The sequence below is a fragment of the Flavihumibacter sp. genome, from assembly GCF_036676075.1.
In the GTDB taxonomy this organism is placed as follows: Bacteria; Bacteroidota; Bacteroidia; order Chitinophagales; family Chitinophagaceae; genus Flavihumibacter.
In genome coordinates, this window is sequence record NZ_JAKFDQ010000009.1 from 132,100 (window position 1) to 156,803 (window position 24,704).

At 42.1% G+C, this 24,704-nt stretch carries 25 protein-coding genes; 16 read left to right on the plus strand and 9 right to left on the minus strand.

From position 1 onward, the window contains the following. Position 1 precedes the first annotated feature (1 nt). Positions 2–682 (plus strand): C40 family peptidase, encoded by a 681-nt coding sequence (locus V6M43_RS09335; protein ID WP_332734594.1) that lies wholly within the window; start codon positions 2–4, stop codon positions 680–682. 17 nt (positions 683–699) lie between these two features. On the opposite strand, the gene V6M43_RS09340 is transcribed toward V6M43_RS09335, so the two are convergent. Further along, positions 700–2,355 (minus strand): M1 family metallopeptidase, encoded by a 1,656-nt coding sequence (locus tag V6M43_RS09340; RefSeq protein ID WP_332734596.1) that lies wholly within the window; start codon positions 2,353–2,355, stop codon positions 700–702. 2 nt (positions 2,356–2,357) lie between these two features. Here V6M43_RS09340 and V6M43_RS09345 point away from each other — a divergent pair, with 2 nt between their 5' ends. Together V6M43_RS09345 and V6M43_RS09350 are read left to right on the plus strand one after the other, a co-directional pair. Continuing rightward, a complete protein-coding gene (locus V6M43_RS09345) occupies positions 2,358–3,992 on the plus strand; it encodes an ABC transporter substrate-binding protein (protein ID WP_332734598.1) in 1,635 nt (544 codons plus the stop codon). Between the two features lie 54 nt (positions 3,993–4,046). Further along, positions 4,047–4,781: an acyl-CoA desaturase gene (locus V6M43_RS09350; RefSeq protein ID WP_332734600.1), complete on the plus strand. Its 735-nt coding sequence runs from the start codon at positions 4,047–4,049 to the stop codon at positions 4,779–4,781. A 10-nt stretch (positions 4,782–4,791) separates the two neighbouring features. Here V6M43_RS09350 and msrA read toward each other — a convergent pair whose 3' ends face one another. Further along, positions 4,792–5,481 carry a peptide-methionine (S)-S-oxide reductase MsrA gene (gene msrA / locus V6M43_RS09355; RefSeq protein WP_332734602.1) on the minus strand — a complete coding sequence of 230 codons (690 nt, stop codon included), beginning with the start codon at positions 5,479–5,481 and terminating at the stop codon, positions 4,792–4,794. Between the two features lie 151 nt (positions 5,482–5,632). Continuing rightward, on the minus strand, positions 5,633–6,088 hold the full coding sequence (locus V6M43_RS09360; protein WP_332734604.1) for a hypothetical protein: 456 nt from the start codon (positions 6,086–6,088) through the stop codon (positions 5,633–5,635). A 57-nt stretch (positions 6,089–6,145) separates the two neighbouring features. Between V6M43_RS09360 and prfB the strand changes: the two genes are divergently transcribed. From prfB to V6M43_RS09400, 8 genes are all read left to right on the plus strand, one after another. Next, positions 6,146–7,244 (plus strand): peptide chain release factor 2 gene (gene prfB / locus V6M43_RS09365; RefSeq protein ID WP_442902312.1). Its coding sequence is split into 2 segments (ribosomal slippage): positions 6,146–6,196 and positions 6,198–7,244, totalling 1,098 coding nucleotides; the frame shifts between segments, so codons are not numbered across the junction. Positions 7,245–7,262: 18 nt separating this feature from the next. After that, on the plus strand, positions 7,263–8,894 hold the full coding sequence (gene pruA, locus V6M43_RS09370) for an L-glutamate gamma-semialdehyde dehydrogenase (protein ID WP_332734608.1): 1,632 nt from the start codon (positions 7,263–7,265) through the stop codon (positions 8,892–8,894). 131 nt (positions 8,895–9,025) lie between these two features. Continuing rightward, complete coding sequence (locus V6M43_RS09375) at positions 9,026–9,565, plus strand: outer membrane beta-barrel protein (RefSeq protein WP_332734610.1); 540 nt, start codon at positions 9,026–9,028, stop codon at positions 9,563–9,565. Between the two features lie 130 nt (positions 9,566–9,695). After that, entirely contained in the window at positions 9,696–10,280 is a 585-nt protein-coding gene (locus V6M43_RS09380; protein ID WP_332734612.1) for a porin family protein, read from the plus strand. 87 nt (positions 10,281–10,367) lie between these two features. Then, positions 10,368–10,889 (plus strand): bifunctional pyr operon transcriptional regulator/uracil phosphoribosyltransferase PyrR, encoded by a 522-nt coding sequence (gene pyrR, locus V6M43_RS09385; RefSeq protein WP_332734614.1) that lies wholly within the window; start codon positions 10,368–10,370, stop codon positions 10,887–10,889. Positions 10,890–10,908: 19 nt separating this feature from the next. Next, positions 10,909–11,838 carry an aspartate carbamoyltransferase catalytic subunit gene (locus V6M43_RS09390; protein WP_332734616.1) on the plus strand — a complete coding sequence of 310 codons (930 nt, stop codon included), beginning with the start codon at positions 10,909–10,911 and terminating at the stop codon, positions 11,836–11,838. A gap of 40 nt (positions 11,839–11,878) precedes the next feature. After that, positions 11,879–12,355 (plus strand): pantetheine-phosphate adenylyltransferase, encoded by a 477-nt coding sequence (gene coaD / locus V6M43_RS09395; RefSeq protein ID WP_039132256.1) that lies wholly within the window; start codon positions 11,879–11,881, stop codon positions 12,353–12,355. Positions 12,356–12,357: 2 nt separating this feature from the next. Next, a complete protein-coding gene (locus V6M43_RS09400; RefSeq protein WP_332734617.1) occupies positions 12,358–12,834 on the plus strand; it encodes a hotdog fold thioesterase in 477 nt (158 codons plus the stop codon). Here the strand turns inward: V6M43_RS09400 and V6M43_RS09405 are convergent. Further along, positions 12,800–13,426, minus strand: coding sequence for an NUDIX hydrolase (locus V6M43_RS09405; protein ID WP_332734619.1), 627 nt, complete (start codon positions 13,424–13,426; stop codon positions 12,800–12,802). The genes V6M43_RS09400 and V6M43_RS09405 overlap by 35 nt on opposite strands. Positions 13,427–13,470: 44 nt before the next feature. On the opposite strand from V6M43_RS09405, the gene pyrE reads away from it, so the two are divergent. Next, complete coding sequence (gene pyrE / locus V6M43_RS09410; protein WP_332734621.1) at positions 13,471–14,106, plus strand: orotate phosphoribosyltransferase; 636 nt, start codon at positions 13,471–13,473, stop codon at positions 14,104–14,106. A gap of 23 nt (positions 14,107–14,129) precedes the next feature. Continuing rightward, positions 14,130–14,492, plus strand: coding sequence for a heavy-metal-associated domain-containing protein (locus V6M43_RS09415; RefSeq protein ID WP_332734623.1), 363 nt, complete (start codon positions 14,130–14,132; stop codon positions 14,490–14,492). A gap of 131 nt (positions 14,493–14,623) precedes the next feature. Here the strand turns inward: V6M43_RS09415 and V6M43_RS09420 are convergent, their stop codons facing one another. Continuing rightward, positions 14,624–15,097, minus strand: a complete 474-nt coding sequence (locus tag V6M43_RS09420) for an LEA type 2 family protein (protein WP_332734625.1) — start codon at positions 15,095–15,097, stop codon at positions 14,624–14,626. Between the two features lie 273 nt (positions 15,098–15,370). Between V6M43_RS09420 and V6M43_RS09425 the strand changes: the two genes are divergently transcribed. Further along, positions 15,371–16,021, plus strand: a complete 651-nt coding sequence (locus tag V6M43_RS09425; RefSeq protein WP_332734627.1) for a WbqC family protein — start codon at positions 15,371–15,373, stop codon at positions 16,019–16,021. A gap of 17 nt (positions 16,022–16,038) precedes the next feature. On the opposite strand, the gene V6M43_RS09430 is transcribed toward V6M43_RS09425, so the two are convergent. Both V6M43_RS09430 and V6M43_RS09435 read right to left on the minus strand, forming a co-directional pair. Next, positions 16,039–17,532: a M56 family metallopeptidase gene (locus V6M43_RS09430; protein WP_332734628.1), complete on the minus strand. Its 1,494-nt coding sequence runs from the start codon at positions 17,530–17,532 to the stop codon at positions 16,039–16,041. 1 nt (position 17,533) lies between these two features. Further along, positions 17,534–17,917, minus strand: coding sequence for a BlaI/MecI/CopY family transcriptional regulator (locus tag V6M43_RS09435; RefSeq protein WP_332734630.1), 384 nt, complete (start codon positions 17,915–17,917; stop codon positions 17,534–17,536). A 139-nt stretch (positions 17,918–18,056) separates the two neighbouring features. Between V6M43_RS09435 and V6M43_RS09440 the strand changes: the two genes are divergently transcribed. Next, positions 18,057–18,506, plus strand: coding sequence for a MarR family winged helix-turn-helix transcriptional regulator (locus tag V6M43_RS09440; RefSeq protein WP_332734632.1), 450 nt, complete (start codon positions 18,057–18,059; stop codon positions 18,504–18,506). 79 nt (positions 18,507–18,585) lie between these two features. Here the strand turns inward: V6M43_RS09440 and V6M43_RS09445 are convergent, their stop codons facing one another. Together V6M43_RS09445 and V6M43_RS09450 are read right to left on the minus strand one after the other, a co-directional pair. Then, positions 18,586–21,012: a sodium-translocating pyrophosphatase gene (locus V6M43_RS09445; RefSeq protein ID WP_332734634.1), complete on the minus strand. Its 2,427-nt coding sequence runs from the start codon at positions 21,010–21,012 to the stop codon at positions 18,586–18,588. 65 nt (positions 21,013–21,077) lie between these two features. Continuing rightward, positions 21,078–24,176 (minus strand): AsmA family protein, encoded by a 3,099-nt coding sequence (locus tag V6M43_RS09450; RefSeq protein WP_332734636.1) that lies wholly within the window; start codon positions 24,174–24,176, stop codon positions 21,078–21,080. Between the two features lie 47 nt (positions 24,177–24,223). Between V6M43_RS09450 and V6M43_RS09455 the strand changes: the two genes are divergently transcribed. Then, on the plus strand, positions 24,224–24,700 hold the full coding sequence (locus V6M43_RS09455; RefSeq protein WP_332734638.1) for a TlpA disulfide reductase family protein: 477 nt from the start codon (positions 24,224–24,226) through the stop codon (positions 24,698–24,700). Positions 24,701–24,704 lie beyond the last annotated feature (4 nt).

Below are 24,704 nucleotides of genomic sequence, written 5' to 3' on the forward strand. Positions count from 1 at the left end.
CATGACAAAACAGATATCCTTAAAGAAAATCATATATGTACTGACTGTATGCATAATTGCATCAGCCTGCGGCACTGCAAAAAATGCAGAGGGCAGGGGTTCTTCCACAGTGAAACGTACCAGGCATTCAACTCCCAGATTTATCGAATCAATTAATATGACGCCGGGTGGCGAAGCACCTGGAAGCGGTAATGAGGCTAATACCGGAATGCTTAATGGGCCATCATCCAAAAATACTTCTGGCTTATATACCAATATTGAAAGCAGTACTGAACTTCAGTTTAAATATGCAGTGATGTTAAATGAGACGGTTGAGAATCTCAACAATTTATCACTACTTCAATTTATCGAGGAATGGTATGGAACAAGGTACCGGTATGGTGGTTCTACCCGAAATGGCATTGATTGTTCGGGGTTTACCTGCAATTTAGCCAATTCAGTTTATGGCAAAACACTACCAAGGACTTCACGTGAGCAATTCGAGCGAAGTCAGAAAATTCCGGTTGAATACCTGCAGCAAGGTGATCTTGTTTTCTTTAATACAAGCGGTGGTGTTTCACATGTAGGCGTTTATCTAACAAACAACAAATTCGTTCATGCCTCAACTTCAAGTGGTGTAATAATAAGTGACCTTAACGAAGATTATTACAGGCGCAGATTTATTGGTGCAGGAAGATTATAGATTAACCATAAAACCGGTTAGCTTTTTTTCACGGCAATATAAAAATTCCTGTCCGCCTTTAGGGTAGCCGGATTTCCCTTTTTCTTTTTCCAGGATGTTGTTGCTGATAACCAGGTTTCCTTACCATCAAGAATCACTTTAACAGGCATGTCAAATCCAGGCACTGCGTTTTCCCATCGGTAAAGCATCTTTTTGCCTTTTGGTTTATAAGCAAGTTGCGGAACCTGTGTTGTTCTCAGATACTGTTCAAAAATTTTCGAAAAGTCCCTTCCACAATAATCACTAATGTATCTTTCCAATACAGAAGAACTGACTGTCTGGTGGTAAAATTGCTTATTCATATCGCGAAGCAATGACCTGAACTTCTGATCATCATTGATCACCTGCCTGATATTATGTATCATATTGGATCCTTTATAATACATGTCGCCACTGCCTTCCCTGTTTACTCCGTATGCTCCTATGATTGGGATATCATTCTGAATATTTTTTCGGATGCCGACCAGGTAATCTGTTCCTGCCTCTTTTCCAAACTGGCATTCAGTGTAAAGGGTTTCACTATAATTGGTAAAACTTTCATGCACCCACATATCCGCAATATCATTTGTAGTGATATTGTTGCCAAACCATTCGTGGCCGGTTTCATGGATGATGATAAAATCCCATTTCAATCCCCAGCCTGATCCGGAAAGATCGCGTCCCAGATAGCCATTCTTAAATTTATTACCATAAGCAACAGCACTCTGGTGTTCCATTCCAAGATGTGGTGATTCAACCAACTTATAACCATCTTCGTAGAAGGGGTAAGCACCAAACCAGCTTTCAAAACATGTCATCATTGGATGTACCTGGCTGAATTGCTTTTTTGCGCTATCAAGGTTTTCCTCAAGCACCCAATAATCAAGATCGAGAACTCCTTTCTCCCCTTGATGTTTTTCACTCCAATGAATGTATTTTCCTATATATGGAATGATATTATAATTATTAATTGGATTTGTTACTTCCCAGTGCCAGGTGCTGCTACCATCGGGCATGGAATCAGTTTTGAGCAATCTACCATTACCCACACCTGTAAGCCCGGCAGGTACTGTAATAGCAAGAGATGCGCCATTATCAGGTTCATCAGACTGATGGTCTTTGCAGGGGTACCACACACTTGCACCCAGCCCCTGGCAGGCCACACTCATCCAGGGATTACCACGACTGTCCTGGCGCCAGATCCATCCACCATCCCAGGGAGGCCTGATGGCCTCAGTAGGTTTTCCAGAAAATGATAAACTGATAGATTGTGAAGAACCCTTTTCAAGGACCTCGTTTATGTTTATATGATAAACATTTCCCTCTCTGTTGAATTTCAACTCCTTTCCATTTAGAAAAGCCTCATCCAGTTGCATGGGCTGCTGCAGGTCTATCTGCATCATATTCCCTATTTCCTTGACTGTAAATTTCATGATAACCTTACCACTGATGGTCTTGCCGGCATAGTTGGGCGTAACACTGATATCATATCGTGTTACATCCCACCATGAACGTTCATTATTAATACTGCCTCTAAGACTATCCTGCCTTGTTGGAATGGCGTTCCCTGTTCCGATCTGGGCTGTAGCACCCAATGCAATAGAAAATGTGATAAGGGATGTGATAAATGATCTGGCGATTGATGTAAGTTGCATAGATGCAAAATAAACATAACTGTTTAATTCTGTTGTTCGCCGGATTGTTTGTTTTCCTGGTTTCCTGCAGTAGAACCGGGAAGCAGGAAGAAGGTTTTTTTCTATATAATGAATCATCCGGTATTGCCTCCTTAGATCCGGCGTTTGCTAAGAATCAAAGTATCATGTGGGCTGTTCATCAATTATATAGCACATTGGTGGAAGTAGATTCAGCATTGAAGATAAAACCATCTGTAGCCCGCTATTGGGAGATTTCAGAAGATGGGCTTACATATACTTTCAACCTCCGAACAGATGTTTTCTTCCATGATAATGAATGCTTCCCAAACAGCAAAGGCCGGAAACTAGTAGCAAAGGATGTCGTTTACAGTCTCAATAGGATTATGGACCCCGTAACCTCAAGCAGTGGGGCATGGATATTCAATGATCGTGTGAAGAGGGAGAATGGTTTCAGGGCTTTAAATGATTCAGTATTTCAGCTTGAACTGATCCGTCCATTTCCTCCAATTCTGGGTATACTAAGTATGCAATACTGTTCAATTATTCCACAAGAAGCTGTTGTACATTATGGTAGTAATTTCCGGGAACGCCCTGTGGGGTCGGGACCCTTCCGGTTCATAGCTTTGGAAGAAGGGCAGTCGCTAATAATGCGAAAACACGAGAACTATTTTGAAATTGACAGCGTTGGAAATAGGCTGCCTTATCTTGCTGGAATAAAGGTTAGTTTTTATGATAGTAAAGCAACTGAATTTCTTTTGTTCAGACAGAAAAAATTGCATTTCATAAATGATATTGATCCCTCCTTTAAAGATGAGGTTCTAAGCAAGCGGGGACAATTGCGGGAAGACTGGAAGGGAAGAATTATCCTTTCAAAGTATCCATACCTTAATACTGAATATCTGGGTATCCTTGTTGATAGCACAAATTCTGCAATGAAAAATTCTCCATTACGATTCCGCGAAATCAGGCAGGCAATCAATCACGGATTTGACCGTAAAAAAATGATGCTCTATCTGCGTAATTCAATTGGCCTGGCTGCTGAAAGTGGATTCATACCTGCAGGTTTACCATCTTTTAATGCGGAAAAAGTAAAGGGGTATTCATATGATCCGGAGCGATCCAAAGAATTGATTCGAAAGGCTGGATTCGCCGATGGCAAGGAACTGCCTGCCATCACCCTGCTAACCATTCCAATATATGCAGACCTTGCAAGTTATATAGCCCGTGAACTTGAAGAGACTGGTATTATTGTTAAAGTGGAAGTAGTACAGAAGAGCCTCTTGCTTGAACAAACTGCACAAGGAACTGCGGCTTTTTTTCGCGGCAGTTGGATCGCAGATTATCCTGACGCAGAAAATTATCTCAGTGTATTTTATTCAAAGAATCCAGCCCCACCAAATTATACACGGTATAAGAATAAAGACTACGACCAATTATATGAAAAAGCGTTGCAGGAACCAAATGATAGCAGTAGATATACTTTGTATCAGGAGATGGACGCTATTTTAATGAATGATGCGCCCGTAGTTCCTTTATGGTATGATGAGGTAATCCGGTTAGTACAGCCCGGAGTATCAGGATTTTATCCCAATGCACTTAATCTTTTAGAGCTCCGGACAACAGTTTTAACTAGATAAATTTATTTTAATGTTGTAACTTTGCACCTTAATTTTTGTCTTTAATAGTGCAGCATGGCAGTTATTCTCATTTTCTTCTTTACACATTGGTTCCTCTCTTTGTTTTTCCATACTTTTTTCCTGCATCGATATGGTTCCCACCAGATGTATACAACAAGTAAAACCTGGGAGAAAATATTTTATCTGGGTACGTGGATCACGCAGGGTTCATCATATCTTGTTCCCCGGGCTTATGGGGTTATGCATCGCATGCACCATGTGTATAGTGATACAGAGAAAGATCCGCATAGTCCGCATTTTTTTAAAGATGTATGGGGGATGATGATGCATACGCGGAATATCTATAACAGTTTCGTGACACGCACCAATATGCCGGAAGAGCAATTCACTAAAGAATATCTACCTGTTTGGGAAAAGCTTGATCGCTTTGCAGATCATTGGATAGTGCGCTTGAGTTTCGGGATAATTTATACGCTTATATATGTATTTTTCGCACCAAGTTTCTGGTGGTTCCTATTGCTGCCAATACATTTCCTGATGGGTCCAATACAGGGTGCAATAGTTAACTGGTGTGGTCACAAATATGGATATGCGAATTATGAGAATGGCGACCATTCAAAAAACTCGGAGCCATGGGGAATATTCCTGCTGGGAGAATTGTTTCAGAATAATCATCACAAGCAGGGCACCAATCCAAATTTTGCGCGTAAATGGTTTGAGATGGACCCCACTTTCATAGTTATGAAACTTATGAATGCGGTGGGTATAATAAGGTTAAATAAACAATAGGAGCTTTTTCCTATTGTTTATTCGTTTGAGCCTGGTTTGTACGTTTCAATTTATCGCGGAATACCTTTTCAAATTTTTCCACTTTAGGACGAATAACAAAATAACAATAGGGCTGGGCGCCATTGTTTAAATAGTAATTCTGGTGTTCGGCTTCTGCTACGTAGAATCCTGTAAAAGGCGCTATTTCTGTGACAATTGGATCCTTCCATGCACCGCTTTTATTGAGCTGGTCCTTATAGTATAATGCTTTTTCTTTCTGCTCCTCATTGTGATAAAATACAGCACTTCGGTATTGGGGGCCAACATCATTACCCTGCTTGTTGAGGGTGGTGGGATCATGTGTTTGCCAGAAAACTTCCAGGAGTTCATCAAACGTAATTACAGCGGGATCAAATACGATCTGTATAACCTCTGCATGACCTGTATTCTTTGCACAAACCTGTTCATAAGTGGGATTCTTCACATGGCCTCCGGAATAACCAGAAGTCACTTTATGAACACCGTCTAATTGCTGGAATAAGGCTTCCACGCACCAGAAACATCCTGCACCAAGGGTGGCAGTATCAGTACCGGGCCTGTATCCGGCATAGGCGACATCATTACTCATGCTTTTATTTGGGTTTTCTTTCTGTGCACAACCCGGGAGCAGTTGCGAAAGGGAGAGAAGCACTAATCCTAGGTATAAATTCAATCGCTTCATAGTGACTTTAATGATAACAATGCAATTTACGATTGCCATCCCTTACGGGATGACAGTACTTGTTAATTCCGCAACCTTTAGGAAAGCCTTAACGCAGCAAGGAAATAAAAAAAGGGAGCGGTGGTTACCACTCCCCTGAATTATGAGTTGGTCAGATAGCATCAAAAACAACAAGAAGGGCCAGAATAACGGCCGCCAGCCATAGGAACCAGCCACCAAAGAAGATTGGCAGGATCAAAATAAGACTCACCCAGAATTTCCAGGTAAGCGCTCTTTCTTTTAGGTAGATGGCCAAAGGAGGAAGTAGAATAGCCAGGATCGCCAACAATATAAGGTTGGTGTCTGCATCCATTAACCTGCCGGCTTTTTTATCAGCCTTAAGGTCTTTGATCATTTTTTTAACTTCCTTAAAACGGCTCTTTTTTTCTTTTTTATTCAGTCCGTTAAATTCTGCAACCGCTTTTTCCAATTCAGCCTGGGCAGCCAGGTCGGGATTGGTGGCCGGTTTTTCTGTAGACATCTTCACAGGCTCAGTTGCCACTGCAAACATAACCGGAGCAAAGGCCAGCACCAGCAAGGTGGTGATAAGGATGGAGAGTTTCTTCATAGTGTTAACATTTGATGCCATGAAAATAGGTCTTTTCACAATATATTTGCAACCTCTATGACACAAGAAAATTTGAAAACATTACGGGAGCGGGTTTCGGTTCTAAGGAGGTTTCTTTGACGTCGCTAATAGAAACGACAAACTCCAGCAAGACAAACAACTAACCCTGGCCTCCGGCTTCTGGGATGATAACCAGCGGGCCACTGCCATTTTAAAAGAGATTAAAGTTCAGGAATACTGGCTCGGCCTGTTCAACAATGTTGATACGGCCGTGGAAGATTTTGCCATTCTGCATGATTTCTGGAAAGCTGGTGAAACATCTGAAGAGGAAGTGAAAGAGGCTTATGACAAGGCTCTCGAGATGATTGAAGAGGCTGAATTCAAGAGTTCTCTTAACCAACCTGAAGATGAATTGCCTGCTGTTGTACAGATCAATAGTGGGGCAGGAGGAACAGAAAGCCAGGACTGGGCCCAGATACTTTCACGCATGTACAGAATGTACGGGGAAAAACAGGGCTGGACAGTTACTGAACTCGATTGGCAGGATGGTGATGGCGCCGGTATTAAAAGTGCAACATTCCAGTTTGATGGTCCTTTTGCTTATGGATTCCTCAAAGGAGAAAGTGGCGTACATCGTCTCGTTCGTATTTCCCCTTTTGATTCCAATGCACGCCGACACACTTCATTTGCTTCAGTATTTGTTTATCCGCTGGTAGATGATACCATTGAGATAGAAATAAAAGATAGTGAGGTAAAAATGGAAACGGCCCGGAGTGGGGGTGCAGGTGGACAGAACGTGAACAAAGTTGAAACAAAAGTGATGCTGACGCATATTCCTACCGGTATTGTGGTAATCTGCCAAACGGAGCGTACCCAGCTAGGTAACCGCGAAAAGGCAATGCAGATGTTGAAAAGCCGCCTTTATGAGGAAGAACTACGCAGGCGGGAAGAAGCCAAGAATGCAACCAACTCTACCAAGAAAAAAATCGAGTGGGGTAGCCAGATCAGGAGTTACGTATTCCATCCCTATAAAATGATTAAAGACCACAGAACAGATTTTGAAGTGGGTAACGTTCAGCCGGTTATGGATGGAGAACTGGATGGTTTTATTAAAGCTTATCTGATGAGTCAGGCTGACGAAGTACCTTCTAATTAATAAATAAAAAAATCTAACATGAGTTTAGGTTATTTCTCATACCCTATGCCCGCCAATGAGCCGGTATTGAATTATGCTCCCGGTTCACCCGAGAAAGCAACACTAAAAAAAGTGCTGGCTGAGCTTAAGAGAAAAGAAGCGGATATACCAATGTATATTGGAGGTAGAGCAGTACGCACCGGAAATAAAGTAAGTATCCATCCTCCGCATGAAAGAAATCATGTTCTTGGTTATTTTCATGCGGGAGAAAAGAAACATGCGCAGCAAGCGATTGATGCAGCACTAAAAGCAAAAGCTTCCTGGTCGGTAATGACCTGGGAAGAGCGTGCTGCAATATTTCTTAAGGCCGCTGACCTGATTGCCACAAAATATCGCCCTTACCTGAACGGTACAACCATGCTTGGACAAAGCAAAAGTGTGTATCAGGCAGAGATTGATAGTGCATGTGAGATCATTGACTTTCTCCGTTTCAATGTTCATTTCCTAAGTGAAATTTATAAGCAACAGCCGATTAGCGGAGCAGGTATGCATAACCGTATGGAATGGCGACCACTGGAAGGATTCGTACTTGCTGTTACCCCTTTCAATTTCACAGCTATTGGAGGCAACCTGCCTACCTCAGCAGCCATGTGCGGTAATACAGTTGTTTGGAAACCTGCCAATACACAGATTTATTCTGCCCAAATGTTTATGCGCATTCTCCTGGAAGCAGGTTTGCCAGACGGCGTTATCAACCTTGTTTATGTTGATGGACCTACTATTGGTGAAGTATGTTTCAATCATCCCGATTTTGCAGGCGTACATTTCACCGGCTCTACGGGAGTATTCAATCATATGTGGGCAACCATTGGAGCTAATATGCCAAAGTATAAAAGCTACCCCAGAATAGTAGGGGAAACCGGTGGTAAAGATTTCGTTATCGCACATAGAAGTGCAGATCCTGATGTTGTTGCAACAGCACTTGCCCGTGGTGCATTTGAATACCAGGGACAGAAATGTTCTGCAGCTTCAAGGGCATATATCCCTTCCAACATTGCAGACGCAGTTAAGAAAAAACTTGTTGATCAGGTATCTCGTATGAAGATGGGAACCGTCGAAGATTTCACCAATTTTGTGAATGCAGTTATTGATGAGAAAAGCTACGATAAACTTAAGAAGTATATTGATAATGCCCGGAAAGATAGAAAAGCGAAGATCCTGGTAGGTGGGAACTGCGATAAGAAAAAAGGATTTTTTATTGAACCGACAGTTATTGAAGTGAAAGATCCCAGGTATGTTACCATGTGCGAAGAATTGTTCGGACCAGTTCTTACCATCTATGTGTACGATGCCAACCAGTTTGAAAAAGCACTTGACCTTGTAGACAGCACTTCACCGTATGCTTTAACCGGATCAATAATTTCGGTTGATCGCAGTGCAGTAGAACTGGCCACCAACAAACTTCGAAACGCTGCCGGTAATTTCTATATAAATGACAAGCCCACTGGAGCAGTTGTAGGTCAACAACCTTTCGGAGGCGCACGTGCAAGTGGTACTAATGATAAGGCGGGTTCAATGTTGAACCTTTATAGGTGGCTTAGCGCGAGAACCATCAAAGAAACATATAATCCACCAACAGATTTCGGGTATCCATTCCTGCAGGAATCCTGATAACAGTATATAACAGTGTATAGTAGAAGAGAAGCGCCTAAACGCTTCTCTTTTTTATTATACATATTCGTGCCTGGAAATTTCGTAACTTAATATGGTGATTATTTTACATAAATCCTAAACCAACATGTATGAAAAAGCTCTTACTTCTCTGTGCAATTTACCTTTGCACAATCCCCGCATTTTCTCAGAAAGGTCATAATCAGTTAGGCATCGGTGTCGATGTTGCCTTTCCTACCGGAGATTTCGCCGATGGGGTTAAAACTGGCTTTGGTGGATATGTTAAAGGCCTGTTAGGAGTTGGAACCAATGGGCAATTGACTTTTACAACCGGTTACACTTCTTTTGGATGGAATGATGATGAAATTGGGATTGATGTTGATGGAAGTTTCAGCGTTATTCCTTTATTGCTTGGATATCGCCAGAACTTTAGTGGTTTTTACGTTGAGCCCCAATTAGGCTTGGGTATTTACAATTCCAAAATAAAATTTATGGATGAAAGTGAATCTGATTCCGAATCGGCATTCACCTGGGCTATCGGACTTGGATATGTGATCAACCAGGCATTTGATATTGGATTCAGGTACCAGAGTGCTACAAAAGACAGTGAGGAATTGAATCATTTTGGGCTCAGGTTGGGATATAACTTTAATGTGGGTGGAGGGAAATAAAGTATTCATGATCCCTTTTCAATTGATCATTAATTGATTTCTGCAAAAAATATCCCAAAAATAACGGTCCTTGAAAATAATTGAGAACCCTTTTCGTTTATACCTTCGAGTAACAAAAAATCTACTTATCATGAAAAAATTCTTATTGGTCTTTATGTTTGCTGCTACTGCCGGTGCAGTTAATGCACAGGTTCAGTTTGGCGCAAAAGCAGGTGCAAATTTTGCTACCCTTACTGGTGATGATGTTGAAGACGCCAAAACTAAAGTTGGATTGAATCTTGGCCTTTTTGCGCGTTTGCCTCTTACAGAGAGTATCAAACTTCAGCCTGAATTGGTTTATTCCATGCAAGGTGCTAAGGATGATACAGAGGGTGATGCATCATTGAACTTTAATTATATCAATGTTCCGGTGATGTTCCAGTATCATACTACTTCAGGTTTTTTTGTGGAAACAGGTCCACAGGTTGGATTTCTTACATCTGCAAAATTTAAGTTTGAAGATGAAGATGTAGATATCAAAGATGAATTTAAAGGAGTGGATTTTTCCTGGGGATTCGGACTTGGTTATCAACTTCCTGCTGGTTTTGGAGTTAATGCCCGTTATAATCTTGGCCTAAGCAATATCGCTGAAGACTTTGAGGGTGAAACACCAAACATTAAAAACAGTGTAATTCAGGTAGGTGTGTTCTATACCTTTGGTAGTGGTGGAAACTAATGCCCCCTTACAATTTTTTAAAGGAGCCGCTTGCGGCTCTTTTTTATTTAAAAGGACGATACATTAATTTAGCTGAAATTTGAAGAATTGAAAACCATACTAAGTGATCAGCAGCTTGCCATAACCATCAAGCGGCTTAGTCACCAGATTCTCGAAAATAATGATGATCTCAGCAATACCTGCATAATAGGGATCCAGCCCCGTGGGGTGTGGTTCAGCAACCGTATTGCTAAAGAGATCAGAGCCATTGCTCCAGATACCAGTTTGGAATATGGAATTCTGGATATAACCTTCTACCGTGATGATGTCAGAAACGAGCTTCATATTGCAAATCAAACCGATATCCCCTTTTCCATTGAGGGAAAAAATGTGGTGCTGATTGATGATGTTTTATATACGGGTCGCACCATCAGGGCAGCCATGGATGCACTGATTGATTTTGGTCGTCCGCGTAAAGTGGAGCTCTGTGTACTTATTGACAGGCGCTTCAGCAGAGAGTTACCCATCCAACCCGACTATTCCGGTAAGGCCATAGATTCTATCATTTCGCAGAAAGTTAAAGTCTGCTGGCAGGAAAATGAAGGAAAGGATGAAGTGGTATTACTGTAACAATTAACTTTGCACCCTAATGCAACTTAGCACAAAACATCTTCTTGGCATTAGAGACCTTCTACCGCAGGATATCCAGACCATTTTAGACACTGCCACACAGTTCAAGGAAGTATTACAGAGACCTATCAAGAAAGTACCCTCACTCCGGGATGTGACTATAGTCAATCTTTTTTATGAGAACTCCACCCGAACAAGGATATCTTTTGAACTTGCCGAAAAAAGGCTTAGCGCCGATACAATCAATTTTTCATCCAGTGGTTCTTCCGTTTCTAAGGGCGAAACGCTTTTAGACACGGTGAACAATATCCTAAGCATGAAGGTTGATATGGTTGTGATGCGCCATAGTGCCAGCGGAGCCCCTCATTTTCTTGCCAAACATATTCCTGCCGCCATTGTAAACGCGGGTGATGGTATCAATGAACACCCTACACAGGCGCTCCTTGATGCATTTTCAATCCGTGAAAAACTAGGCACCCTGGAAGGGCGTAAGATCGCTATAATTGGAGATATTATGCATTCAAGGGTTGCCCTCAGTAATATCTACCTGCTTAAAAAAATGGGAGCTGAGGTTACGGTAGCTGGTCCTCCCACACTGATCCCCAAACATATGGCAGAGGCTTTTGATGTTAGGGTAGAGTACAACCTGAAAAAAGCATTGGAGTGGTGTGATGTTGCCAACGTGCTGAGGATACAACTGGAACGACAGAACCAGGTGTTGTTCTCATCCCTTCGTGAATATAATCTGGCCTATGGTGTTAAAAAAAGTATGCTCGATAACTTTAACAAGGAGATACTGATAATGCACCCAGGGCCTATTAATCGCGGAGTTGAATTGGACAGTGATGTGGCTGATAGCCATCATAGCCTGATTCTGCAACAAGTGGAAAATGGGGTAGCCGTCCGTATGGCAGTTTTATACCTGCTGGCAGGTAGAGGTGAGTCGTAAGGCTTGAGGTCATTAATAATTATTTACACAAATTCTGATTATGGAGCGTATTTGCTTGTTTCCCGGAACATTTGATCCTATTACCCTCGGTCATGTTGACATCGTTACAAGGGCGCTCCCATTATTTGACAGGATCATCATCGGTATTGGACTTAATGCAGCCAAAGCACCCATGTTTTCACCAGAACAGCGGTTACTCTGGATCAGGGAAATATTCAAAGGGGAACCACAGGTGGAAGGAGCCATTTATGAGGGACTCACTATAAAATTCTGTCAGGATATCGGTGCGCAGTTCATCCTGAGGGGGATCCGTTATGTGAGTGATTTTGAATATGAGAAGACGATTGCAGATGCAAATCGCACGATGGACAAAAAAATTGAAACCATCTTCCTCACGGGTGAGCCTAAATATACATCCGTTGCCTCTACCATTGTGCGCGATATTATTCGTAATAATGGTGACGCATCACCTTTCATTCCCGATGTTGTATTCAATAGTTTACAAAAAAGCAGCTAATCATGTCCGTTATTTGGTTCGATCCCGGTCTCAACATTGAGCAGCTACGCTTATTATCGACAGACACGATGGGTGATCACCTTGGTATAGAATGGATTGAAGTAGGTCCGGATTATATCAGTGCTCGTATGCCTGTTGATCACCGTACCAGGCAACCTTATGGCCTACTACATGGAGGAGCATCTGTTGCCCTTGCCGAAACATTGGGAAGTGTTGGAGCAGCAATGAGTGTGGACAGTTCAAAGTTCATTGCCGTAGGAATGGAGATCAATGCAAATCATGTAAGAAGTGCAAGGTCAGGGTATGTAACGGGTACCACAAAGGCCCTGCATCGAGGCGCTACCAGCCAGGTATGGGAAATTCGTATAGAAGACGAGAAAGGCAGACTGATTTGTATAAGCAGAATTACCGTAGCAATTCTTAAAAGGAAAGATCAGGACTCTATTACACCTTCTTCAATTCATCCAGAACATCCCTGATACTTGGGAAAGTATTCTCCATGATCTCTTTCCATCCGGAGGGCATTAACCATTTGATGGCATGGATATCTTCTTCTGTCTGGGGATTGAGTACCTGTTTCCCATCCACTTTCATTTCAAACCAGAAAGATTCTTTCAGAATATGCTTACCACTCTCATAGTATGTATGATACGTGGTTATTAATGGTTTTGTTATTACAGGATTTTTAAGTCCTGTTTCTTCCTCCACTTCACGGATGGCACATTGTTCAATAGTTTCTCCTTCATCCAGTTTGCCTTTTGGCAAATCCCATTTCCCCCGTCGGAAAATAAACAAAATCGCACCATCTTTATCCCAAACTGCTCCACCACCAGCTTTTATAAGCGTGAATTTTTTCCAGAATGCCAATTTCAGCGCTTTCAGGTCATTATGTTTTAATATACCCGCATGAATATGTGGGAGATCCATTTCATAAATCATCGATTTTAACGCCGGAGTAGAAAATTCATCTATAAAAACTGCATCATCATGGTGGAGATAAGGTTCCAGCTCAGGGGCAATCTCATCACATAAGAAAAGAGGCTTATCGCCAAAATAGATTTTGATGTACATAAAGGCTATGGGTATTTTTGCGGCGGTTTAAAAATAAAGATACTATGAAGTCGAACGAAAAAGCTGTAGCTGAGAAGTTGTTACAATGTAATGCTGTGAAGTTGAGTCCCGAACATCCATTTACCTGGGCCAGCGGCTGGAAAAGCCCCATTTATTGTGATAACCGCCGGGTTTTATCCTTTCCCTATGTGCGTGATTTCATTAAATCCGAAATGTGTAATATCATTTTTGAATCTTTCCCGGAGGCCGACATGCTGGCCGGAGTAGCTACCGCAGGGATAGCCTGGGGGGCAATGGCAGCAGATCAGTTAAAGCTTCCCTATATCTATGTTCGTCCTAAACCCAAAGAGCATGGTCTCGGTAACCAAATTGAAGGATATTATGAGCCGGGGCAGAAGGTAGTAGTCATTGAAGACCTTATATCTACAGGAAAGAGCAGTTTACAGGTAGTGGATGTATTGCGGCAAGCTAACATAGAGGTGGTAGGTATGGTTTCTATCTTCACTTATGGATTTGCGGTGGCTGACAAGGCTTTTGAGGCTTCAGGTGTACCTTACCGCTCACTTACCAACTACAGCAATCTTATACAGCTTGCATTGGAGAAGGGAATAATTAGCGCATCAGTAGAACCCATATTGTTAAATTGGCGCGAAGACCCGGCTAACTGGACAGGAGTTTAGTAAATTAGCTCAAAATAATTTTCATGAAGAAGATCTATATGTTGGTTCTGGCCCTATTTGCCATTGGGGGCACAGTTATGGCCCAGGCGAAAAAAGCCCTTCAGACAGTTACAATAAGTACACCATCGGTTCAGTGTGAGAGTTGTAAAAAGAAAATAGAATCCTTCCTGTTGAGGGAAGATGGGGTTACCAAAGCAACAGTTGATTATAAGCGCAAACAGACCAAGGTGAGCTTTTATACCGATCGTACCAATGTAGAAAACATTAAAACGGCAATTGCCAATGTAGGCTATGATGCTGATGATGTCACTGCCAATGAAGAGAGCTATAAAAAGCTCCCAAAGTGTTGTAAAAAACCTGAAGACGGGGGAGGGATGAAGCAATAATTCGCAATGGACAACAGGCAATAGTCAATAGGCAATTGAGAAATCATACTAAAAAAGCTACCGCATTACGGTAGCTTTTTTAATGCCGGTAACATACGATTAAGTTCTTTCCATCCCTCCATCCCTCCACATCACCATTGCACCTGCTGCTTACCCGAATAGTTAACGGGCATATTAAAAAAGACCCCCGACTTCCCCAGTTTAACTGTACCATTTACTTTAACGTCAATCTCCGAATTCACTAATAATGCAAGTGCATTATTGAATAGCTGCTTCATATCCACCTTCATTTTAACTGGCAATAGAAAGGTGTCTTTCCTGGGTATTGTAATTAGCGTATCCAAAATACTTCTCCCTACAGCTTTATTATTTAGCGTAACACCCAGATCAGCCCCTTTAAGTTGAAGGGCAAAATCATTCGGATTATAATATTTAAGGTCTGCCGAAACGACAGATTCTTTTAATCCCACGGAATTGATCCTGAAGTTCTCAAAAGCCTGGTATTCGGGTATCTCGGGTTGCCGGCAACCTGCCATTACCAGAATAGGGAGTGCTACCATTATCAATTTAAGCCATTTACAGCGAGAACGTTTCTGTTTGATCATAATACCGGCAAAATAGGGGAAAGGTCAATTATCAGCAAATTCAATTTGCAATATTGGACTATCTTTAACGCCAATAAATTTGGGAAATCCCCTAATTATCTCCCATTTAAAGTAAATATTCATAAACTATAAATTTTAGTATTTAAATATTATGTTCATTAGATTGATTAACAATTAATAACAGCATAAATCAATTTATTTTAAGTTCTATTTTACAGGGGAATATTACATTATTCAGGTAAAAATTTGCTATTCTTAAAATGTATGACAATCATGGGTAATTCAAAAGTATTAATAACTGATTTACAATATTTTGCAAGTGTTAATTGGTATATAAATGCATATAAATATAAAAATGTCATAATTCATTTATATGAGGCACATTCAAAGATGAGCTTTAGGAACCGATTGTGGCTTGCAAGTGGTGATGGAAGGCTTACGCTGTCGGTACCGGTGAGTGATGCCCGAAATGAAAAGCAACTTTATCGCGACTTGAAGATTGTACCTGGCAGATGGCCAATTGAACATTTACGGGCCATAATATCATGTTATAACAGAAGCCCCTGGTTTGAGTATTATCGCGACGAATTGGCAGACTTATACTCAAGACCTTTTCAATTTTTGATAGATTGGAACTTTGCCTGTTTTGAATGGATGGAGAAATGTTTGGGTAAAAAGGTTGGGCTGACAATGGTAGATCTGCATAATGAAAGTGAAATTCAGGAGCGTTTCAACGGTGCAGAAATGGTGGATGAGAGAAATCTTATTCGTCCCTCAACCCTTGATCAGTTATCAGGAAACCAGGATGGAGTGCTCAGGTATAGACAGGTGTTTGAGGACAGGGTAGGATTTATCCCGGGCTTGTCGATCCTCGACCTTTTGTTTTGTGTTGGCCCAGCTGCGAATGAAAAGTTAGCAGGATGATATCAAAGTCAATAAGCTTAAAAATGAATCACTGTTCCGGGGAGTTTCATGCTTCGGGCACTCTTGATCCTATTGGATTGTGTGGTTGTATCTATTTGGTCAAGTGCCTGGAAACTGTTCCTTGGAACATAGGGGAGCCTTGCGCCATAGGTTATTGTCTCTGGTAATATGGGTTCCGGCGATGTACTCAGGGTAAAGTCGATCTCCATGCGTTCAACGGCTCTTACTGCGATGATACTGGCGTACTCGGTAGTTTGCTTAACAGTAACTACCGGTACTTTAAAAACAGAGGTGTCCGTTTGTTGGTGATCGGGAATGGGCTTTTCAACCATTGCCTGAAGATCTGTTTCTCCCTTTTTAGGAATTAATGTTCGGGAAGGGTTTGAGAAAGATTTTTTCGTGACGGTAGCTGGCAATAATGCTGGTTTTACAGGAAGATCATTTGTGGCGCTTGTAATGGCCCGTGGTATTTCGTGCGTTACTATATTATCAGGCTCTAAAATCGTGGAAGAAGTGTAAGCTGGTTTAATTAGTGGTTGAATACTTACTCCTGCTGTTAATATGCCGATAAATAATACTGGAATATATATGTAAGACTTTCTTGCTGAATTATTTATCGGTATGTTAAGCATTCTTTGAACCCTTGCCAGAAGCAATTGCTTATTATTTCCTCCTGCGGCCAGCAGTAGACCGGAACGAATATTGCGATCCTGTTCCAATTTCAATAATGCGATCGCATAATCATGGGGGATGAAAGGAAATTGTAATACCCAGTCATCGCAGGCATGTTCTCTTTCTTCCTGAATAATTCCAATTAAGCACCTGACGAAAGGGTTAAAAAAGAAAATCATACCGGCAATTGTAACCAGGATATTCCAGAAATAGTCATTTCTCTTAATATGTGCCAGTTCATGAATCAAAATGGCTTCTACCTGATCAGGAGATAGTTGGCTGGCTAGTGAAGCAGGCAATAATATAATTGGCTTAAGCCAACCGGTTATTACTGGTATATCAATAAGGTGAGAGACTTTAATATCCACAAAGCGGCAAATATTCATATGTCCGCACATTTCCTGCAGATACAAACGCCACTCAACTGGTGCTCTTTCCAACCTTTTTGAACGAATTATTTCATTGTGGTAGAATGATCGCCACAATCCCATGCAACTAAATACCAGCCAGATCAAATAGGCGAAAGATAACCAGGGAAGGATTTTCGAGATATTATTCCGCCACTGATAAAAGGTTTGCACTAATTCATCATTGTGTAGTGAAATCGTAGGAGTGGGGATTGCATCCCGGGTTAATGGAAGTAATAATCCCACCACAAACCATATGACCCCTATGCCCAGCAGTAATCTCGCCAGATTATAGCGGGTTGCGGCTGACCGTAGCGGCAGGAGCCATTTCAAAAACAGATACAATACCCACAGAATCCCAAATTGCCACCAACTGTTCAGAAGTGACCAGCCCAGCGCCTCCAGAAACATTGCCTGGGGCAGATGCGGCATATCAGTGCTTTTTAAGGTTGTTTAATAAATCCTGTATTTCCTGTAATTCCTGCTCAGAGGCCTTATGGTTACCCAGGGCCTGAAGTATTAGTTGGGTAGGTGAACCCCCAAAGAGTCCATCTATCATTTTTCCTAACAAATGCTTCTGGGTCTTTTCACGACTAACAGCTGCCTGGTAAATATGTGATTTTACAGAATCATCGCGTTTCACCAATCCTTTTTCATTCATGATCTGCATTAGTTTGAGCGTAGTTGTGTATCCCACATCTTTGGTTTGTGACAACTCTTCATGTACTTCCCGGACACTGGCCAGGCCTTTAGCCCAGAGTACCTGGAGAATTTCCAGCTCACTTTCAGTTGGTTTGATGTATCTGGTTGCAGCCATAGCAGGTGATTTGATTTCGAATATACGATTGTTTTCGTAAACAAAAGTTAAGAGAAATTAAAATTCCACAACCCCTGCTTTATAAAATTAAAAAAACAAAATTGATATATCAAATATATTTGGGTCAAATAAAATAAAAATGCCACAAGAGAAGCTGTCGGTGACCTTTTTTTATTTTCTTGAAAAGGCAATCAGGGACTATCGTCAATATGCGCAGCGAAATATACGCGCCGGTTTTGGGGATATTACCCTCGACCAGTTGCTTGTTTTAAGGATGATTCAGGATCAGCCCGAACTTTCCCATCACCAGATTGCAGAAGCTGTATTTAAAGACTATGCATCAATAACCCGAATAGTTGATTTGCTCGTAAGGAAGGGACTTCTATTCCGCCTTGGCAATGATCGCAATCGACGGGAATCAGAACTCACTGTGAGTCCGGCTGGCGATGACCTCCTGGTCGCCATTCAGCCAATAGTTGCGAAGAACCGTTTCATTGCACTTCAGGGGATCAGTCAGGAGGAAATAGAAATCGCTAAATCAGTGCTGGCAAAGATCATTGAGAATTGTAATGAAAAATCAAATGGATAGAAAAGAAAAAAGCCCCGGCGTAGACACGTCGGGACTTTTGGTATTTGGATCTGATTAGTTTCTAAAACAAATGTAGGAGTTATTTCTCATCTACATTGATCGAAAAGGATAATTCCTTATCTGAATCAAGAAATTTTTCATATTTCTTAACTACTTCAGCCGATTGTTCAGTACCGTTTACTACAAGCTGTCCGCCTTTGTAGGCTACAGCCAGTTTGCCATCTTTACTGAAACCATCACGCTGTAAAGCTTCTACCAGGCCATTTAAAGCCTCATCCGCATTTGATCCGCTGATCTGAACTTTTGCTTCAGAATTTCCATTTGCATCAACGCGTATTTCCATTTTTCTCTCGATCTTCTGGGCAACGGCCACCGCTTCTCCACGTGTATTGTGGAGGTCGGCCAGTGTGGGAGCTATCACCAAAGAAACAATACTCATAAGCTTGATCAGGATATTCATGGAAGGTCCTGAAGTATCTTTAAAAGGATCTCCCACCGTATCTCCTGTTACAGATGCTTTATGTGGTTCAGATTTTTTGTAGTACATCTCTCCATTAATTTCAACCCCTTTCTCAAAGGATTTTTTCGCATTATCCCATGCACCCCCAGCATTATTCTGGAACATTCCCATCAATACACCACTCACTGTAGCACCAGCAAGAAATCCACCTAATGCTTCAGGACCAAATGCGAACCCAATGATAAGAGGAGAGATGATGGTTATAGCGCCGGGAAGCATCATTTTCTTAATAGATGCATCCGTTGAGATGGCAACACATTTATCATATTCCGGCTTTCCCGTTCCTTCCATAATTCCAGGAATAGTGCGGAACTGTCTGCGTACTTCTTCCACCATTGCCATGGCAGCTTCTCCAACGGCACGGATGGCGAGTGAAGAAAAGATGAATGGGATCATACCACCAACAAACAGGCAGGCCAGCACGTCTGCTTTATAAATATCAATTCCATCGATGCCGGCTACGCCCACAAAGGCAGCAAAAAGCGCAAGAGCAGTAAGGGCGGCAGAAGCGATGGCAAACCCTTTACCGGTTGCCGCAGTGGTATTTCCAACTGCATCCAGTACGTCTGTTTTTTCCCTAACCTCTTTTGGTAACTCACTCATTTCAGCAATACCACCTGCATTATCTGCAATGGGTCCGAATGCGTCGATGGCAAGTTGCATTGCTGTGGTGGCCATCATACCTGCAGCTGCTATTGCAACACCATATAATCCGGCGAAATAATGTGCTCCGTAAATTCCTGATGCCAGCACAAGGATGGGAAGGAAGGTAGATTCCATACCAACTGCCAAACCTCCAATAACATTGGTAGCATGACCTGTTGCTGATTGCCTGATGATAGATTTCACCGGGCGTTTACCCATGGCCGTGTAGTATTCAGTAATGATACTCATTAAAGTTCCTACCACCAGTCCAACTACTATAGCATAAAAAACATCCATGCGGTTGAACTCAAACCCACGAAGGCTCATTGTCGTTTCCGGAAGAATATATTGTACAAGGAAGAAAGATGCGATTGCTGTTAAAACGATAGAACCCCAGTTTCCCATGTTCAATGCTTTCTGCACGGCATCGGTACTGATTCCGGCAGAATCAGAAATGCGGACAAACCACGTTCCCACAATTGAGAAGAGAATTCCAACACCCGCTATCAGCATGGGAAGTAGAATTGGAGAGAAACCAGCAAATGAATCAGTTGCTATGGTCTCCTGCCCAAGTACCATGGTAGCCAGCACAGTTGCAACATAAGAACCAAAAAGATCAGCGCCCATACCTGCAACATCACCCACGTTATCACCCACGTTATCTGCTATGGTCGCGGGGTTACGGGGATCATCTTCAGGAATACCTGCTTCTACTTTTCCTACAAGGTCAGCACCAACGTCAGCAGCTTTAGTATAAATACCCCCACCCACTCGCGCGAAAAGTGCAATTGATTCAGCACCTAACGAGAAACCTGTCAGCACCTCAATTGCTTTGGCTACCAATTTATCATTGGCTCCCAGGCCAGGTGCGAAATACTGAACCAGCACAATAAAGAGTCCACCAAGACCCAATACTGCAAGTCCGGCAACACCCAATCCCATAACCGAACCTCCTGTAAAAGAAACGTTCAGCGCTTTGGAAAGGCTGGTACGTGCTGCCTGGGCAGTGCGTACATTGGCTTTGGTAGCAATGCGCATTCCGATATAACCGGCCAGGGCACTGAATACGGCCCCAACAATAAATGCCAGTGCGATAGTCCAGTGTGAATGTTCATTACGGCTTGCCATGAAGCCTAGCAGGATTGAAACGATCACAACGAAATAACCGAGGATCTTCCACTCTGCTTTAAGAAAGGCCATGGCACCTTCAGCAATATAAGTGCTGATCTCTTTCATGCGGTCATTGCCAGCATCCTGTTTGGAAACCCATGCAAATTTCACAAAGGTGTACAGCAAGCCGATGACACCCATTGCAGGGACCAGGTAAAACAATTTGTCCATAATAGATTCTTGTTAACAAAAATTTTAGAGTGGGCAAAAATAGGGGAGAAAAGCCAAAAAAGGCATTATTGCTGTTTTTGGGTTGTATCTACAGCCGGCTTTTTCTTTTTGAGGATGTCCTTAATAAGGCCTTTTGCAGCATCTGAAGCTTTTTTCGGAGCCTGTCCGCTACTGGTATCCCTGGCCACAAGTGTATCTTTTGCAGAGGTGCTATCCCGGCCAAATATCTGTTCCTTCACTTTTTTCTTCGCCTCCTGTACCGCTTTCTCACGGATTGCTTCCAGCGAATCCTTTGCAGCCTGTTTGGCCACACCAAGCGCACTGTCAGCCTTTGCTTTCTGCTCCATGGCAAGATCACGCACAAGGTCTTTCATTTCCGTCGCCAGGCTCTCTGTGGCATCCTGGAGATTATAACTGAGGGTTGGACTTTTAATACTGCCTCCCATTTTGACCTTAAGGCTTACTGTTTCTCCAAGTTTTACGGGAATTCCTTTTTTGGTCAATTCACCTACCAGGCCATCAACCACCTGGTTGGCACCAGTTCCAAGTTTGGAGCGGGGTACTTTGAGGTTGATAATATAATCAAGTGACTGGTCAAAACCATGCATCCCTCCAATTTCCATGTCTATGTCTTTTACCTTAACCATGAAGGGCTTTACAAGAACCTTCCCATTAACGAATTCAAAATACTGCTTTACATCCTTGAAACTTATATTCTGCAGCGACTCAATCTTAAGTTTATCGGCAAGAACTTCCAGCGGCTTGAATTTGCTCAGAAATCCTTCTATTAATAAGATCATCCCATTACCTGTGAGTGACCCGAGATCCGGCATCATTTCCTCCCCAAGTGTTCCATTGACTGTGAGTCCCGAACTTAATTTTCCGGTTATGAATTCACCTATCGGCATAAGGAATTTGACTGTATTAAATGCGTTAAAGGTTTTTTGCACATCCAGGTTTGAGAGCTGGAAGGCCAGGCTGATCGCTGGTTTGGCCTTATTCAGGCGAGTGGAATAGGAACCATTAAGATTGATACCACCATCAAGTGCCTGCATAGTGAGATTATCAAGACTAACGGTTTCGTTGGCAATTGTAAGTCCCCCCTTTACATCTTTGTAAGAAACATTATCATATACCACTTCATCAATATCAGTACTAATGTTGAAACGGATATTGCCTGGCACTTCAAATGGTTTCGTTGCAGCTTGCGATGTTTTGGTGCCGGCAGGTGTTGTACCCATCCATTTATTAAGATCAACTTTCCCCGCCTTCAGATTCATTGTACCGCTCAATGGTTCATCCTTAAGTGCATAACCTATGGCATTATGAATTTTTCCATTGCCATTAAAGTTGGTTTGCATAAAACTTCCATTCGCATTACTTATCTCAATATCCTTTGGAGCCAGGTTTAAGACAGCATTTTTCAACAAAAAACCATCCTGGTATTCCTGGGTCTTGTAGATGAGGTCCTTAACTACAATTGTACCAGATGATTGTATGGCATCATATTTCTCCTGGTCAACAAAGGATTTTTTCCCCCGGATCCGCATATCCGCATCGAGATGGCCATCAATACTAGTTCCGGGTTCGAAAGTATAGAACTGCTTCACACGGTCGAGTTGGAAGCCCCCTTTTGCACTTACATCAAAATTTGGATCAGTGGCAGGGTTAGTAAGCAGCAGGCTGAAATCTATTTTATCTGTACCAAATTCTGCATGACCTGCAGGAATTTTCACCACAGTATTATCGGCTATGCCATCTGTATTGCTTACTAATATCGTTGCACTCGTATTCCGGATAGGTTGAGGAAATTCCTTTGAGGCATACAGAAGATTACTTAATTCAAAGAAGCCATTTGCCTGGAAGGGTCCTGGCTGTTGTTTTAATACAACATTCAGGTTTCCCTTTCCTGAAATGTCGGCTTTTACCTGGCCCGACAATTTTGTACCCTCTTCCAGTTTCACAAACTGTCCAATTGTGCCCAGATCAAGATTTCCTTTGGCAGCAGCATCAATGTACTGTATAGTTTCAGGATTTTTATAGAGCACCCGAAAACTGAAAGGCTCCTCACCAAATTTCAGGGTTGCATTGCTTATATCAATTATGGTATTATCCGGTTGACCATCTACGTTAGAGGCCTTCAATTGAAGGTTAATTTCCTTTACTGGTTTTGGGAGATCAGGATATTGAAAGAAACCATCTTTTATAATGGCATTCACTGAATATGCGGGAATTTTCCCAGGTGCATATATTCCTCTTACAAACCCTTCAAAAGCTGCTGTCCCCTTTGTGGTAAGATCCTTGAAATCTTTTTGGTATATCGCTGGTACCAGTGAAAGTATATCCCTGAATTCATTAGAAGGAGTTTTGAAAACGATATCCATATTATAGGTGGAATCGTTCACCAACTGGAAAAACCCATCCCCATCAATCTTTAGTTCGTTGATAGTGGCTTTAGCTTTGGCGAAACTGTATTTGTTCTGTGGAAGGTTTACGTCAATAGCTGCATCTATTGCGGTTTTTGTTTTTACCAGGTAGGGTATTCCAGCATAGGTAAAGCTGGCTTCTCCAGCAGTGGTAGCCGTTTCCAAAAGAAAATTATCAGCTGTAAAATTTCCACTTCCTATATGATTAAGTTGCGATAGGTCCATATGCATGTCAGCCTGAACATCATCATAACGCAACCTTCCGTCAATAACCTCATAGCGGTTTAATTCGACAGAAACTTCTGAAGCCGAAGTATCTTTTGCTCCTGTTTCTTCTGCAGACTTCATTATATCCCAGTTAACCTCTCCTTTTTCATCAACCATCAGGTGAATGGAAGGTTTGTTGAAAACTACATTATTAACTTTTACAGGACCAGAACCAAAAAGGCTGAAAAGGTTTATGGCAATATCCATCCTGTCGGCAACCAGGAGGGTATCGGAGGAAAAGTTACCCGGCCCACCTATATACAACTGTTCAAGGCCAACACTAAGCTTTGGAAAGTTGCGAAAGAATGATATGGAAACATCTTTGAATGAGGAATTTGCCGTTAGTTGTTCATTAAGCTCTTTTTCCGCGATCTTCTTAAGCTTGTCCCCAAACAAAAAGGGGACGGCTGCTGCAAATGCCAGCATGGTTCCCAGTATGATGGCCGTGATCAGTAGTATTTTCTTCCCCATATTGTTAAATGTTTATACGTAAATATTGATTCTCTTAAATTGCGATCATGAAGCAGGTCGCGCTTTTATTGTTATTATTCTTTGCCTGTGTTTGCAGCCAGGCTCAGATGGTAAAGAAAATTTCCATTGATGAGCTTGACAATTATATACGGAACAGCCATAAACCAATGGTGGTCAATTTCTGGGCCAGTTTCTGCAAGCCTTGTATAGAGGAGATCCCTTACTTCCTTGAATCAGCTGCCAAAAATGATTCAGTGGAAATGGTGCTTGTTAGCCTTGATCTGCCTGACTTTTACCCGGCAAAAGTAGAATCCTTCCTGAAAAAAAGAAACTTCTTCGGAGCTACCCAGTTCTGGTTGAATGAAACCAATGCAGATGATTTCTGCCCACGCATCGACCCTTCCTGGCAAGGTGCTATGCCGGTTACATTATTTGTTAATAATAACCGTGCTTACCGAAGGTTTGTTGGGCGCCCTATGACGCAACTCCAGGTTATCGAAGCATTTGACTTGTTAACAAAATAAGAGA

Coding starts and splice junctions, on each gene's coding strand:
- V6M43_RS09335 (WP_332734594.1), top strand. CDS start 2: ATGACAAAACAGATATCCTTAAAGAAAATCATATATGTACTGACTGTA.
- V6M43_RS09340 (WP_332734596.1), bottom strand. CDS start 2,355: ATGCAACTTACATCAATCGCCAGATCATTTATCACATCCCTTATCACA.
- V6M43_RS09345 (WP_332734598.1), top strand. CDS start 2,358: ATGCAAAATAAACATAACTGTTTAATTCTGTTGTTCGCCGGATTGTTT.
- V6M43_RS09350 (WP_332734600.1), top strand. CDS start 4,047: ATGGCAGTTATTCTCATTTTCTTCTTTACACATTGGTTCCTCTCTTTG.
- msrA (WP_332734602.1), bottom strand. CDS start 5,481: ATGAAGCGATTGAATTTATACCTAGGATTAGTGCTTCTCTCCCTTTCG.
- V6M43_RS09360 (WP_332734604.1), bottom strand. CDS start 6,088: ATGAAGAAACTCTCCATCCTTATCACCACCTTGCTGGTGCTGGCCTTT.
- pruA (WP_332734608.1), top strand. CDS start 7,263: ATGAGTTTAGGTTATTTCTCATACCCTATGCCCGCCAATGAGCCGGTA.
- V6M43_RS09375 (WP_332734610.1), top strand. CDS start 9,026: ATGAAAAAGCTCTTACTTCTCTGTGCAATTTACCTTTGCACAATCCCC.
- V6M43_RS09380 (WP_332734612.1), top strand. CDS start 9,696: ATGAAAAAATTCTTATTGGTCTTTATGTTTGCTGCTACTGCCGGTGCA.
- V6M43_RS09390 (WP_332734616.1), top strand. CDS start 10,909: ATGCAACTTAGCACAAAACATCTTCTTGGCATTAGAGACCTTCTACCG.
- coaD (WP_039132256.1), top strand. CDS start 11,879: ATGGAGCGTATTTGCTTGTTTCCCGGAACATTTGATCCTATTACCCTC.
- V6M43_RS09400 (WP_332734617.1), top strand. CDS start 12,358: ATGTCCGTTATTTGGTTCGATCCCGGTCTCAACATTGAGCAGCTACGC.
- V6M43_RS09405 (WP_332734619.1), bottom strand. CDS start 13,426: ATGTACATCAAAATCTATTTTGGCGATAAGCCTCTTTTCTTATGTGAT.
- pyrE (WP_332734621.1), top strand. CDS start 13,471: ATGAAGTCGAACGAAAAAGCTGTAGCTGAGAAGTTGTTACAATGTAAT.
- V6M43_RS09415 (WP_332734623.1), top strand. CDS start 14,130: ATGAAGAAGATCTATATGTTGGTTCTGGCCCTATTTGCCATTGGGGGC.
- V6M43_RS09420 (WP_332734625.1), bottom strand. CDS start 15,097: ATGATCAAACAGAAACGTTCTCGCTGTAAATGGCTTAAATTGATAATG.
- V6M43_RS09425 (WP_332734627.1), top strand. CDS start 15,371: ATGGGTAATTCAAAAGTATTAATAACTGATTTACAATATTTTGCAAGT.
- V6M43_RS09430 (WP_332734628.1), bottom strand. CDS start 17,532: ATGCCGCATCTGCCCCAGGCAATGTTTCTGGAGGCGCTGGGCTGGTCA.
- V6M43_RS09435 (WP_332734630.1), bottom strand. CDS start 17,917: ATGGCTGCAACCAGATACATCAAACCAACTGAAAGTGAGCTGGAAATT.
- V6M43_RS09440 (WP_332734632.1), top strand. CDS start 18,057: ATGCCACAAGAGAAGCTGTCGGTGACCTTTTTTTATTTTCTTGAAAAG.
- V6M43_RS09445 (WP_332734634.1), bottom strand. CDS start 21,012: ATGGACAAATTGTTTTACCTGGTCCCTGCAATGGGTGTCATCGGCTTG.
- V6M43_RS09450 (WP_332734636.1), bottom strand. CDS start 24,176: ATGGGGAAGAAAATACTACTGATCACGGCCATCATACTGGGAACCATG.
- V6M43_RS09455 (WP_332734638.1), top strand. CDS start 24,224: ATGAAGCAGGTCGCGCTTTTATTGTTATTATTCTTTGCCTGTGTTTGC.